At 74.7% G+C, this 12,284-nt stretch carries 16 protein-coding genes; 12 read left to right on the top strand and 4 right to left on the bottom strand.

Annotated features, from left to right (window positions below; all coding sequences use genetic code 11):
• Window positions 1-168: 168 nt before the first annotated feature.
• The 10 genes from SGLAU_RS27010 to SGLAU_RS27055 all read left to right on the top strand — a co-directional run bounded on the left by SGLAU_RS27010 (window position 169) and on the right by SGLAU_RS27055 (window position 5,380).
• On the top strand, window positions 169-519 hold the full coding sequence (locus SGLAU_RS27010) for a gas vesicle protein (protein WP_078957917.1): 351 nt from the start codon (window positions 169-171) through the stop codon (window positions 517-519).
• Window positions 520-572: 53 nt separating this feature from the next.
• Window positions 573-1,004 (top strand): gas vesicle structural protein GvpA, encoded by a 432-nt coding sequence (locus SGLAU_RS27015; RefSeq protein WP_043505118.1) that lies wholly within the window; start codon window positions 573-575, stop codon window positions 1,002-1,004.
• Window positions 1,001-1,789 (top strand): GvpL/GvpF family gas vesicle protein, encoded by a 789-nt coding sequence (locus SGLAU_RS27020; protein WP_043505119.1) that lies wholly within the window; start codon window positions 1,001-1,003, stop codon window positions 1,787-1,789. The genes SGLAU_RS27015 and SGLAU_RS27020 overlap by 4 nt, the downstream gene beginning before the upstream one ends.
• 4 nt (window positions 1,790-1,793) lie before the next feature.
• Window positions 1,794-2,021 carry a gas vesicle protein GvpG gene (locus SGLAU_RS27025; protein WP_043505120.1) on the top strand — a complete coding sequence of 76 codons (228 nt, stop codon included), beginning with the start codon at window positions 1,794-1,796 and terminating at the stop codon, window positions 2,019-2,021.
• Window positions 2,018-2,959, top strand: a complete 942-nt coding sequence (locus SGLAU_RS35965; RefSeq protein WP_043505121.1) for a hypothetical protein — start codon at window positions 2,018-2,020, stop codon at window positions 2,957-2,959. The genes SGLAU_RS27025 and SGLAU_RS35965 overlap by 4 nt, the downstream gene beginning before the upstream one ends.
• Window positions 2,956-3,654: a hypothetical protein gene (locus SGLAU_RS27035; RefSeq protein ID WP_052413904.1), complete on the top strand. Its 699-nt coding sequence runs from the start codon at window positions 2,956-2,958 to the stop codon at window positions 3,652-3,654. The genes SGLAU_RS35965 and SGLAU_RS27035 overlap by 4 nt, the downstream gene beginning before the upstream one ends.
• Complete coding sequence (locus tag SGLAU_RS27040) at window positions 3,651-4,010, top strand: gas vesicle protein (protein WP_043505122.1); 360 nt, start codon at window positions 3,651-3,653, stop codon at window positions 4,008-4,010. Before SGLAU_RS27035 ends, SGLAU_RS27040 begins: the two co-directional genes overlap by 4 nt.
• Complete coding sequence (locus SGLAU_RS27045) at window positions 4,010-4,819, top strand: GvpL/GvpF family gas vesicle protein (protein ID WP_043505123.1); 810 nt, start codon at window positions 4,010-4,012, stop codon at window positions 4,817-4,819. Before SGLAU_RS27040 ends, SGLAU_RS27045 begins: the two co-directional genes overlap by 1 nt.
• Entirely contained in the window at window positions 4,816-4,998 is a 183-nt protein-coding gene (locus SGLAU_RS27050) for a gas vesicle protein (RefSeq protein WP_043505125.1), read from the top strand. The genes SGLAU_RS27045 and SGLAU_RS27050 overlap by 4 nt, the downstream gene beginning before the upstream one ends.
• Window positions 4,999-5,065: 67 nt before the next feature.
• On the top strand, window positions 5,066-5,380 hold the full coding sequence (locus SGLAU_RS27055) for a gas vesicle protein K (RefSeq protein ID WP_043507100.1): 315 nt from the start codon (window positions 5,066-5,068) through the stop codon (window positions 5,378-5,380).
• Window positions 5,381-5,425: 45 nt separating this feature from the next.
• On the opposite strand, the gene SGLAU_RS27060 is transcribed toward SGLAU_RS27055, so the two are convergent.
• Together SGLAU_RS27060 and SGLAU_RS27065 are read right to left on the bottom strand one after the other, a co-directional pair.
• Window positions 5,426-6,247 (bottom strand): methyltransferase domain-containing protein, encoded by an 822-nt coding sequence (locus SGLAU_RS27060; RefSeq protein WP_043505126.1) that lies wholly within the window; start codon window positions 6,245-6,247, stop codon window positions 5,426-5,428.
• Window positions 6,248-6,368: 121 nt separating this feature from the next.
• Window positions 6,369-7,862: a bifunctional phosphatase PAP2/diacylglycerol kinase family protein gene (locus SGLAU_RS27065; protein ID WP_043505127.1), complete on the bottom strand. Its 1,494-nt coding sequence runs from the start codon at window positions 7,860-7,862 to the stop codon at window positions 6,369-6,371.
• A 385-nt stretch (window positions 7,863-8,247) separates the two neighbouring features.
• On the opposite strand from SGLAU_RS27065, the gene SGLAU_RS27070 reads away from it, so the two are divergent.
• Window positions 8,248-9,867 (top strand): ABC-F family ATP-binding cassette domain-containing protein, encoded by a 1,620-nt coding sequence (locus tag SGLAU_RS27070; RefSeq protein WP_043505129.1) that lies wholly within the window; start codon window positions 8,248-8,250, stop codon window positions 9,865-9,867.
• 24 nt (window positions 9,868-9,891) lie between these two features.
• Here SGLAU_RS27070 and SGLAU_RS27075 read toward each other — a convergent pair whose 3' ends face one another.
• Window positions 9,892-11,010 (bottom strand): Vms1/Ankzf1 family peptidyl-tRNA hydrolase, encoded by a 1,119-nt coding sequence (locus SGLAU_RS27075; protein ID WP_043505130.1) that lies wholly within the window; start codon window positions 11,008-11,010, stop codon window positions 9,892-9,894.
• A gap of 68 nt (window positions 11,011-11,078) precedes the next feature.
• Here SGLAU_RS27075 and SGLAU_RS27080 point away from each other — a divergent pair, with 68 nt between their 5' ends.
• Window positions 11,079-11,429 carry a DUF6158 family protein gene (locus tag SGLAU_RS27080; RefSeq protein ID WP_412556249.1) on the top strand — a complete coding sequence of 117 codons (351 nt, stop codon included), beginning with the start codon at window positions 11,079-11,081 and terminating at the stop codon, window positions 11,427-11,429.
• Between the two features lie 295 nt (window positions 11,430-11,724).
• Here SGLAU_RS27080 and SGLAU_RS27085 read toward each other — a convergent pair whose 3' ends face one another.
• Complete coding sequence (locus SGLAU_RS27085) at window positions 11,725-12,267, bottom strand: type 1 glutamine amidotransferase domain-containing protein (RefSeq protein ID WP_043505131.1); 543 nt, start codon at window positions 12,265-12,267, stop codon at window positions 11,725-11,727.
• Between the last annotated feature and the right edge of the window lie 17 nt (window positions 12,268-12,284).

The following is a 12,284-nucleotide window of genomic DNA, read 5'->3' on the forward strand; positions in this document are numbered from 1 at the left end:
GGACAGCCGCCGTCGCCGCGGCGGGCCGTCAGGGCACGGTCCAAGTACCGGCCGGGGCAGCGGTCCGGGCACCGGCCGGGGCAGCGGTCCGGGCACCGGCCGGGGCAGCGGTCCGGCATCCACAGGTTTGCCGGAGGACTGGGCGGCCACCCGAGCAAAGAGGTGGCCATGTCGAACACGAATAGAACATCCCAGTCGCAGAGTTCACAAGAAACCCAGACCGATGACAACACGCACACGGCGGACGGCCTGCCGGGTCCCATGGAGGTGCTGCGCCAGGCGCGCGCCCAGCTCGCAGAGCTGACCGGCATGGTCGCCGAGACCGTGTCGTCCTTCGAACGGACCGAGGACGGCTGGTCCCTGGAGGTCGAGGTGCTCGAACTCGAACGAGTGCCGGACACCATGAGCCTGATGGCCGGTTACGAGGTGACCCTCGACGACCGGGGACAGCTCACCGGGTACCGCCGTGTGCGCCGCTACGAACGCGGGCGGGCCGACGCACGGCCCGGCGGCCGCTAGGCCGTCCCCCGCCCGTCACCCATCCACCAGCTACAGAAGGAGGACCGGTCGGCATGACCGTAGTCCCGGCACAGCAGTCTGGCTCGGGGGGCGGCTCCAGTGGCCTCTACGACGTCCTGGAGCTCGTCCTCGACCGAGGGCTCGTCATCGACGCCTTCGTCCGCGTCTCCCTGGTCGGCATCGAGATCCTGAAGATCGACGTGCGGGTCGTCGTCGCCAGTGTCGACACCTACCTGCGCTTCGCCGAGGCCTGTAACCGCCTCGACCTGGAGTCGGGGCCGCGCAAGAGCCCCGGCCTGCCCGACGTCGTCGGCCAGATCACCGAGTCCGGCGCGCGCGGCAAGTCCAAGGGCGCGCTGTCCGGCGCCGCGCAGACCATCTCCGACGCGTTCAAGCAGGCCCGTGACGAGGGCTCCGCCGAGCCCGAGAGCAAGGGCCGTTCGCGCCGGACCACGACCGCCCGCCGGAAGGAGGACGACGAGTGAGCACCTACGTCTACGGCATCGCCGCGGGCTCCCACCCCGCGCTCCCCGACGGCATGGAGGGCGTCGGCGACCCCGCCCGGCCGGTACGCATCCTGCGCGAGGGAGAGCTGGCGGCGATCGTCAGCGACGCCCCCGACGGGCTGCGCCCCAAGCGGCGCGACCTGGTCGCCCACCAGAACGTGCTCGCCGAGGCGGGCGCCGCCGGCTGCGTGCTGCCCATGCGCTTCGGCAGCGTCGCCCCGGACGACGCCTCGGTCACCGGGGTCCTCGCCGAACGCGCCGCGCACTACTCCGAACGGCTGCGCGCCCTGGACGGCAAGGTCGAGTACAACATCAAGGCCTCCCACATCGAGGAGGCCGTCCTGCACCACGTGATGGCCTCGGACCCCGAGATCCGTGCCCTCGCCGAGGCCAACCGCAAGGCGGGTGGCGGGACGTACGACCAGAAGCTGCGGCTCGGCGAGATGGTCGCCGCCGCGGTCAAGCGCAAGGAGACCGAGGACGCCGACACGGTCCTGCGGCTGCTGGAGCCGGCCGGTGACGCGGTCAGCGTCGGCCCCGAGTCCACCGGCTGGCTGGTCAACGTCTCCTACCTGGTCGGCCGGGACACGGCCGAGCGGTTCCTCGGCGTCATCGAACAGGCCCGCAAGGACCTGCCGCACCTGGAACTGCGCGTCCACGGACCGCTGCCGCCGTACAGCTTCGTCGAGCCCGGCCCCACCGGGCCGGCGGGCACCGCGACCGCGGGCAGCACGGCGGGCGCGGGAGCCGGCGCGGGGGAGTGAGTCCGTGGGACTGATCGGAGAGGTGCTCATGCTGCCGTTCGCCCCGGTGCGCGGCAGCGCCTGGGCGATCAGACAGGTGCTGCAGGAGGCGGAGCGCATCTACTACGACCCCGCCACCGTGCGCACCGAACTCGCCCGGCTGGAAGAGCAGCTGGAGGCCGGTGAGATCACCGAGGAGGAGTTCGACCGCCGGGAGGACGAACTCCTCGACCGGCTGGAGAGAACGCAATGAAGGGCAGACTGGCGGCCGTCGCCGTGGTGTTCCTGGTCCGCCGGCGACTGCGCGTGCTGTCCCGGCGGCTCCGGGAGAACCCGCAGATCCGCGAGATCGAGGAGCAGCTCCGAGAGGACCTGCGGGGTGTCCCGGACGCGGCGGCGGACACCTTCCAGCGCTGGGCCGAACGCCGTCTCGACGCCTTGGCCGACCGTCTGTACGAGCGGACGGACGCGATCTACGCGAGCCTGGGCGCCGGGGCGGCGCCCGCCTCCGTCGAGGGGCGGACCGACGGGTGGGAGGACGCCGTGGAGGCGGACGCCCTGGAGGAGGATGCGCTGGAGGAGGACGCCTCGGACGAGCACGCCTCGGACGAGGACGTCCGGTCGGAGGACGTCCGGTCGGAGGACGACGCTCGCCCGTCATCCGACGACGCCGAGCCCCAGGGCGACGAGGGCGAGGCGGACGACGGCGCCGAGTCGGACGACGAGACCGACCCGGATGACGCCGAGCCGCCGGTCGGCGAGGCCGAGGCGGACGACGGCAGCGAGCCGGTCGACGAAGCCGAGGCGGACGACGGCAGCGAGCCGGACGACGACTCGTCGGCGTCCTCCGGGACCGGCGGACGCTCGGCCGGGCGTCAGGCGTGTGCCGGGGGCGCGAGGAAGAGCGGCACGGCTGAGACGGCCGGGACCGGGAAGGTAGAGAAGACCGCCCCCGGGAAGACGGCCAAGAAGGCCCCGGCCAAGAAGGCCCCGGCCAAGAGGGCCGCCGCCAAGAAGGCGACCGCCGAGAAGGCCGCCTCCGCGAAGTCCGCGGACGGCCGGTCCGGTGCCCGCAAGGCGCCCGGCAAGCGGACCCCGGCCAGGAGGTCGGGGGCCGAGCGGGGCGCCGCCCGGCGGGCGGCCTCCGCCAAGGCGGGCAACCGTACCGCGCAAGGAGGAGGGGACCGTTGACCGGCGTGCACATCCCGGCGCTGTCGGACCGCCCCGGCCTGGTGGGCGACATCGCCCGCAGCGAGGCCGCCGACCGGCTGCGGGCGGCGGCGCAGGAGTACCTGGAGGCCCGTGCCCGGCTGCTGCTGGCCAGGGCCGGCCGGAGCCTGGGGCTGGCCACCGTACGGATCACCGAGATCGCGGAGGGCCGCAGCCCGGGGTTCGCCCGGCTCGCCCGGGACGCCGGCCGCAAGCTGGTGCAGGGCAAGGGCCCGGCGCGGGCCGCCCTGGAGATCGCCGTGGCCCGGCTGACGGACCGCGCGGGACTCTCGCTCCCGGCGGCCGGGCCGCTCGTGGTGGTCGAGCAGGTGGACGTCGGCGTGCCCGTGCGCACCGCGTACGAGGAGTGGGCGCGGCACCCGGACGCCCGCCCGGCCTCCGACGACCGGGTCGTGTGGACCGCGCACGGTCTGCGCGGAGTGGTCTCCTTCCACCCGCTCGCCGACCGCCTCACCCGCGTCCTGCTGGTGGCCGAACACGTGCCAGAGAACCCGGCCGGGCGGGCGGGCGCCCTGCTGCGGGTGCCGCGCCACCGGGCCAGGCGTGACCTGGCGGACTTCGCCCGCCACGTCACGCTCAGCGGGGTACCCGGAGGGGACAGCCCCCGCCCCGCCTCCGACGACAACCGGCCGACCACCCGAGGGAGCCGCCGATGACCACCCCCAGCCGGCTCCCCGACGCGTACGGCAACGGCGGGGGAGCGAACCTCGCCGACATCCTGGAGCGGGTGCTCGACAAGGGTGTCGTCATCGCCGGCGACATCCGGATCAACCTGCTCGACATCGAACTGCTCACCATCAAGCTGCGGCTCATCGTCGCCTCCGTCGACAAGGCGAAGGAGATGGGCATCGACTGGTGGGAGACCGACCCGGCCCTGTCCTCCAGCGCCCGCCGCGAGGAGCTCGCCCGGCGGGACGGCGACGCCCGCCACGAGGAGCTGGCGCGGGAGAACGCCGAGCTGCGCGCACGGCTGGCCGCCCTGGAGTCCGGCCGGACGCGGGAGGGATCGTGATGACCACGGGACTGCGCTACGTCTACGCCGTCTGCCGTCCGTTCAGCGCTCCGCTGCAGTCGCAGCTGACCGGTGTCGGCGGCGTCCCGCCCCGGCTGCTGCACCACCACGGTCTGGTCGCCGTCGTCAGCACGGTGCCCGAGCGGCACTTCGCCGAGGAGCCGCTGCGGGCCCACCTGGAGGACCTGGACTGGCTCACCGAGACGGCCCGCGCCCACCAGCAGGTGATCGACGCGCTCACGACGGTCACCACCCCGCTGCCGCTGCGGCTGGCCACCGTCTTCCGGGACGACAGCGCCGTCCGCGTGATGATGGAGGCCCGCGAGGAGTACTTCCGGCAGACCCTGGACCGCCTGGAGGGCCGGGTGGAGTGGGGGGTGAAGGTCTACACCGACGCCGAGCCCGGGGAATCCGGCGAGCCGGAGCGGGCTCCGGCGAAGGCCGCCTCGGGGCGCGACTACCTGCGCCGGCGCCGGGACACGTTCCGCGCCCGCGAGGACGCCTGGCAGAAGGCCGAGGCATTCGCCACCCGGCTGCACGAGACGCTCTGCGAGCGCGCCGAGGACGCGCGGCTGCACGCGCCGCAGAACCCTGCGCTCTCCGGTGCCGCCGGCCGGAACGTGCTCAACGCCGCCTATCTGGTGCCGCGGGACCACTCCGAGGAGTTCGTGGAACTGGTGGACCGTACGAAGGACGAGGCGTCCGGGATGCGGGTGGAACTCACCGGGCCCTGGGCCGCCTACTCCTTCGTGGGAGACGTCGTCGGCGCCGCCGGGGACGAGGAGAACGGGGAGGGCGACCTGCCGTGACCGTCGTCGAACGCCGTGAGATCGCCCTGGTGGACCTCCTCGACCGGCTGCTGGCCGGCGGGGTCGTCATCACCGGCGACATCACGCTGCGCATCGCGGACGTCGACCTCGTCCGCATCGATCTGAACGCGCTGATCAGCTCGGTCAACGCGCGGGTACCGGCCCCGTGGGAGGGATGACGTGCAGCACCCGGCGAACGACGTGCCCCGTGGGAAGGACGGCGTGCTGGAGGGCCTGCTGGACGGGCTGCCCGGGGGGAACGCCGGCCTCGCGCGGCCGTCCGGCCGCCGCCGGCAGCTCGACCTGGAGCCCGACACCGTCGAGCGGGACCTCGTCAAACTGGTCCTCACGGTGGTGGAGCTGCTGCGCCAGCTCATGGAGCGCCAGGCGCTGCGCCGCTTCGACGAGGGCGATCTGACGGAGGACCAGGAGGAGCGGATCGGGCTCACCCTGATGCTGCTCGACGACCGGATGACCGAGCTGCGGGAGCGCTACGGACTGCGGCCCGAGGACCTCAATCTGGACCTCGGGCCGCTGGGCCCGCTGCTTCCCCGGGACTGACCTGCCGGGCTCGTCCTCCCCGAACCCGGCTCGCGGGCGCGCTGTTCAGGCTTCCTTGCGGCACAGGAGCTCGCCGTGCAGGACGGCGAACCAGCCGTCCTCCTGCCGTCCCCACTCCCGCCAGGCCTCCGACACGGCCCGCAGTTCCTCCTCGGTGGCGTGCCCGCCCCCGACGGCGACCCGCGCGTACTCGGAGGCCAGCGTCCGGTCCGCCCACAGGCCGCTCCACCAGGCCCGTTCCTCCGGTGTGGAGAACGTCCAGGCGGAGGAGGTCGCCGTGATGGCGGTCAGGCCCGCCCGCAGCGCCCAGGACTTCAGCCGGCGCCCGGCGTCCGGTTCGCCGCCGTTGGCGCGGGCCACCCGCCGGTACAGCGCCAGCCAGTCGTCCATGCCCGGGGAGGCCGGGTACCAGGTCATCGCGGCGTAGTCGGAGTCCCGTACGGCGATCCAGCCGCCCGGCCTGGTCACCCGTGCCATCTCGCGCAGCGCCTGCACCGGGTCGCCCACGTGCTGGAGCACCTGGTGGGCGTGGACGACGCAGAAGGTGTCGTCGGGGTGGTCGAGGGCGTGTACGTCCGCGACGGCGAAGTCGACGTTGCGCAGCCCGCGCGCGTCGGCCGTCGCCCGCGCCTGTTCCAGCACGCCGGGGGCGCGGTCGACGCCGGTGACCCGGCCGTCGGGGACCAGTTCGGCCAGGTCGGCGGTGATGGTGCCGGGCCCGCAGCCGATGTCGAGGATCCGCATGTCGGGTTCCAGGACACCCAGCAGGTGGGCGGCCGAGTTGGCGGCCGTCCGCCAGGTGTGCGACCGCAGCACCGACTCGTGGTGGCCGTGGGTGTAGACGGCGGTCTCCTGAGCTCTCGGCATGGCTGTGCCCCCTGTCCGGCATGACGGATCCCGCGGGACCGGGCCCGCGGGCTGCTCCGCCACCGTACGCCCTCCTCCGAATGTTGAGACAGCTTGTCCCAGCGAATGGACTGACGTGGCGTCAGGCGGCACCGGCCGGGCGGTACACGGCCAGCGCTTGCGGCTCCTTCTCCAGCGTCACGTCCCCCTCCACCTCGGTGACCTCGCCGTCGTAGGCGAGCAGCGTCCCCGGCGCCACGTCCGCCAGCCGCAGCCTGCCGACCGTCACCGCGGCGTGCACGGGGGAGCGGGTCAGCGGTCCGGCGAAGGCGGCGGCCAGCAGGCGCAGCGCGGGCCGCCGGCCGCCGTGCACCACCCGGACGTCGAGCAGGCCGTCCGCGAGGTCCCGGCGGCGGCCCGGCGCCAGACCCATCCGGTGGTAGGTGCCGTTCCCGGCGAACAGCAGCCACAACGGGCGGGGGCGCCCGCCCACCTCGGCCTCCAGGGGATGCCGGTCGGCACGCAGCACCCGGACCGCCGCCCACACCCCGGCCGGCCAGCCGCCGATCCGGTGCGACCAGCGGTCCCGCTCGCGCACCAGCTCCGGGTAGACGCCCAGCGCGCACGTGTTGAGGAAGATGCCGCGCCGCGCCCCGCAGGAGAACCGGCCGATGTCCACCCGCACCCCCTCGCCCTGCCGGACCGCCCGGCTCAGGGACCGCGCGTCCTCCACGCCGAGGTCGAGGGCGAAGTGGTTGAGGGTGCCGCCGGGCAGCACCGCCAGCGGCAGCCCGTGCCGCAGCGCGACCTCCGCGGCGGTGTTCACCGTGCCGTCGCCGCCGCACACCCCCAGCACCCGGGCCCGCGCGGCGGCCTTGCACAGCTCGCCGGGCACGTCCTCCGGGGCGCATTCCACGACCTCCGCGCGCGGCAGCGCCTCCCGCAGGCCGCGCACCCGGTCGGCGGTGGCCGCCGCGGTGTTGGCGACCACGACCAGCCCCTCGCCCTCGGGCAGCGCGGGCAGCTCGGCACGGGGCCGGGCGGGCGGCGCGTGCCGGTCCCGGGTCGGCACCAGCCCCCGTACCGCGAAGGCGGCACCCACCCCGAGCGCGGCACCGGCGAGGACGTCGCTCGGGAAGTGCACCCCGGTGTAGACGCGCGACATGGCCACCGAGAACGCCACCGGCGCCACCACCGCACCCCAGCCGGGCGACTCCATCGCCACTCCCGCCGCGAATGCCGCGGCCGACGCCGAGTGTCCGGACGGGAACGAGGTGGTGATCGGCTGCCGCTTCAGCTGCCGCACCAGCGGCACCGGGTCGAGCACCGGCCGGGGCCGGCGCACCGAGCGCTTGCCGACGGTGTTGATGGCCGCCGAGGCCAGGGTCAGCGAGGCCAGGCCGCGCGCGGCGGCCCGCCGGGCCCGCGGGGTGCGGCTCGCGGCCATCGCGGCGGCCGCGACGAACCACAGAACGCCGTGGTTGGCGCTGCGGCTCAGGCGCGGCAGGACGGGCCCGGCGGCGGGCCAGTGCCGCGCCGCGGCGAATTCGAACAGCCGGCAGTCCAGGGCGAGCAGGCGGTTCCCGAGCAGCCGGGGGCCGGGCTTCCGGGCGGTCAGATCGACATCTGGGCTCATACACAGCCGGGTACCCGCGAGCGTGCCTTCCCTGTCCGCCCCGCACCCGGACGCCTCGTACGGCCGCCCCCTGCGCCCGGCCCGGCCGAGCCGGGCGAAGAGCCGCCCCCCCCACAATGCCCGGGCCGCCGCCGGTGCGTGCCGTTCAGACGCCGGTGACACCCGTGCCGGGCGCTCGAAGTGGGCCAGGGCCTTGCGTGGCCGGGCGCTCGAAGTGGGTCAGGGCCTTGCGGGGCCGGGCGGGCGGGCGCCGCGGGCGCCGGGCGCGAGGCCGGCCCCGTCGGCCGTCCCCCCCCCCGGCGCCGCGGGCGCACGGCGCGGCGAGCCCGGCGAGGCGCGATAACGGTTTGCCGCCCGCCGGGCCGGGCCCGCACAATGCGGCCCCATGGGACATCTGGAAGCCGCACACCTCGAGTACCACCTCCCCGACGGGAGGACGCTGCTCGGCGATGTGTCCTTCCGGGTGGGCGAGGGTGCCGTCGTCGCCCTCGTCGGACCCAACGGCGCCGGCAAGACCACCCTGCTGCGGCTCATCTCCGGCGAGCTGACCCCGCACGGCGGCACCGTCACCGTCAGTGGCGGACTCGGCGTGATGCGGCAGTTCGTGGGCTCCGTCCGGGACGAGACGACCGTCCGCGACCTGCTGGTCTCCGTCGCGCCGCCCCGCATCCGCGAGGCCGCGCGAGCCGTGGACAGGGCCGAGCACGCGATCATGACGATCGACGACGAGGCCGCCCAGCTCGCCTACGCGCAGGCCCTCGCCGACTGGGCCGAGGCGCGCGGCTACGAGGCGGAGACCCTGTGGGACATCTGCACCACGGCCGCGCTCGGCGTGCCGTACGAGAAGGCGCAGTGGCGCCAGGTGCGCACCCTCTCCGGCGGTGAGCAGAAACGCCTCGTGCTGGAGGCGCTGCTGCGCGGCACCGACGAGGTCCTGCTGCTCGACGAGCCGGACAACTACCTCGACGTGCCCGGCAAGCGCTGGCTCGAGGAACGGCTGAAGGAGACCCGCAAGACGGTCCTGTTCGTCTCCCACGACCGGGAACTGCTCGCCCGGGCCGCCGAGAAGATCGTCTCCGTCGAACCGGGCCCCGCCGGCGCCGACGCCTGGGTGCACGGCGGCGGCTTCGCCACCTACCACGACGCCCGCCGGGAGCGCTTCGCCCGCTTCGAGGAACTGCGCCGCCGCTGGGACGAGAAGCACGCCCAGCTGAAGAAACTGGTGCTGAACCTGCGGCAGGCCGCCGCCGTCAGCCATGAGATGGCCTCCCGCTACGCCGCCGCCCAGACCCGGCTGCGCAAGTTCGAGGAGGCCGGCCCGCCGCCGGAGCCGCCGCGCGAGCAGGACATCCGGATGCGGCTCAAGGGCGGCCGCACCGGCGTCCGGGCCGTCACCTGCGAGGGGCTGGAGCTGACCGGCCTGATGAAACCGTTCGACCTGGAGGTCTTCTACGGGGAACGGGTCGCCGTCCTCGGCTCCAACGGCTCCGGCAAGTCGCACTTCCTGCGCCTGCTGGCCGGGGAGGAGGTGGCGCACACCGGCGCGTGGAAACTGGGGGCGCGGGTCGTGCCCGGGCACTTCGCGCAGACCCACGCGCACCCCGAACTCCTCGGGCGGACCCTGCTCGACATCCTGTGGACGGAGCACTCGCAGGACCGGGGGGCCGCCATGTCGCGGCTGCGCCGCTACGAGCTGACCGCGCAGGCCGAGCAGACCTTCGACCGGCTCTCCGGCGGCCAGCAGGCCCGCTTCCAGATCCTGCTCCTGGAACTGGCCGGAGCCACCGCCCTCCTCCTGGACGAGCCGACGGACAACCTCGACCTGGAGTCCGCCGAGGCCCTCCAGGAGGGCCTGGAGGCCTTCGAGGGGACCGTCCTCGCGGTCACCCACGACCGCTGGTTCGCCCGCTCCTTCGACCGCTACCTGGTCTTCGGCAGCGACGGCCGGGTCCGTGAGACGCCCGAACCGGTGTGGGACGAACGGCGGGTGGAACGGGCCCGGTAGCCCGCCGGCGGGCCGGGCGGCCGCTCAGCTCCAGCGCAGCAGGGCGCCCAGGCCGCCCACCGGGGCGTCCCCGCGCCGCGCCTCGGAGGCCGTGGCCACCGAGATCGCCGGGGCCGCCGTCGCGACCGCCGAGCGGATCAGCGCGTCGTCGGCGCGGGCCGGCCAGGAGTGCTGCTCGCCGAGGATGCTCAGCTCCGTACGGCGCACCGCCAGCTGGTCGGGGTCCTCGCCGATCCACACCTCGCGGTGGTTGTCCGGGCCGTCCGGGCGGATCAGCAGCTCGTCGATCCGGTGCTCGCGGGCCGCCTCGACCAGCGCGGGCACGCCCTCCGCCGCCACCACGCGGCCGTCGGCGTCCGGCGCGCGGCCCGCCAGGAACCGCTCCAGCTCGGCATCGGCGCGGGCCCGCTCGTGAGCCGCCCGGGCCGCTTCCACGTCGGCGTCCAGCAGCCTGCTGCCCGCTCCGTGCGGCGCCTCGGTCACCCGGTCGTGCAGCCGCTGCGGCAGCCGGTCGCGCACCGCGTGCCGCTCGCGCTCCTCGCCCACCAGGATCAGCAGGTCCGCCTTGGTCTCCTCCTGGCAGACGGCGAGCGCGTCGGCGATCTCGGCGGCGTTGTGCTCCCAGGTGTTCTCCACCCGCAGCTGGAAGTGGCGCTCCGACCACTCCCCCGTACTGGTGCGGTGCAGCGGCCACTGGCGCCCGGTGACCGACCCGGCGTCCTCCCTGGCCACGCTGCTGCGCAGCTCGAAGTCGGCGCCCTTGCGGTCGAGGTAGGCCACCACGCACACGGTGTCCTCGCCCTCCAGGTCCAGCAGCGGCGAGACGCGCGGCAGGGGCGCCCACTCGGCCCAGCTGCCGCCCTGCGGGGGCCGGGCCAGCGAGGGATCGAGCACGACGCGGCCCGCACGGGCGAACAGGGCCCGCCCGTGCGGCTCGGAGGAATGCCGCAGTTCCTCGACCGCGTCCCGGACCGCGTCGCAGGTCGCCTCGTCCGCGCCCTGGCCCCTCAGGTCCCGGGCCATCGCCTCGGCCGTGAGGTGGCGCTGGTGTGCGGTGTCCTCCGCGTGCACGGAGAGGTCGACGTAGACGGAGGCCCACGGCCCCGGATGTTCGTAGAGTGGATGCAGGAACGCGAGGTCCATGGCTCCCTCCCGGATGCCATCGGGGGTAGTGCTGGTAGTGCTCATCGCCGGGCGGGTACCCGAACCGCATGAACGAACACGACGAGCGGGGCACCACGATGACCGGAGTCGACCCGGGACGGCTGGACGACCAGCAGCTGATGAGGGAGCTGGAGACGATCCACCGCACGCGCCACGACACGCTGCTCTACGGCTCGAACGACGCGCTGCGGGCGCACAACGAGCGCATGGCCCAGCTCGAGGGCGAGTACCTGCGCCGCAATCCGCGCCGCTTCGTCGCCGCCGGCCGTACCCGGGACGGCGCCCGCGAGCGCGCGGCGGCCGGTGACGGCGCGGCGGCGGGCCCCCGCGAGGGGCGGCGCACGCCGGTCGGCAAGTGGGGGCCCGGCGACACCGGGGCGGGCGCCCCGCGGACGTGAGGCGCACGCTCCCGGACGCGGGCGACGACGTGACAGGCCGCCGGGAACCCCTGTCGAAGGGATTCCCGGCGGCCTGTCGTCGTACGTCCCGCGGCGTCCGCCCGCGCCACCCGGGCCGGCCCGGCGACCTGCTGTCCGGCCTGCGGTCCGTCTGACCTGCGGCCCGGCGGACCCGCAGCTCGGCGGACCCGCGGCCCGGCGGACCCGCGGCCCGGCGGAACCGCGTCCCGGCGGGGCCGCCCGGACGGAGCGCCGACGCCGGGGCGGCCCCCGTCCGGTGCTAGGCGGCCTTCGCTCAGGCGGCTTCCTCGGCGAAGACGTCGAGGAACGCCTCGCAGAACGCCTTCAGGTCGTCCGGCTTGCGGCTGGTGACGAGCTTGTTCGCACCCCGCTCGCAGACCACCACCTGTTCGTCCACCCAGGTGCCGCCCGCGTTGCGGATGTCGGTGTGCAGGCTCGGCCAGGAGGTCAGCTCGCGGCCCCGTACGACGTCCGCCTCGACGAGCGTCCACGGCGCGTGGCAGATCGCGGCCACCGGCCGCCCCCGCTCGAAGAAGTCCCGGACGAACGCGACCGCCTTCTCGTCCATCCGCAGGAAGTCGGGGTTGGCGACCCCGCCCGGCAGCACCAGCGCGTCGAAGGACTCCGCCGATGTCTCGCCGACGACCTCGTCCACGGGGAACGTGTCCGCCTTGTCGAGATGGTTGAAGGCCTGGACCTCCCCGGGCTTCGTCGACACGAGCACCGGCTGGTGGCCCGCGTCCTCGGCGGCCTGCCAGGGGTCGGTCAGCTCCACCTGCTCGACACCTTCCGGTGCGGTCAGGAATGCGATACGCATGATCGATCGACGTCCTT

It is taken from the genome of Streptomyces glaucescens (assembly GCF_000761215.1).
Taxonomy (GTDB): Bacteria; Actinomycetota; Actinomycetes; order Streptomycetales; family Streptomycetaceae; genus Streptomyces; species Streptomyces glaucescens_B.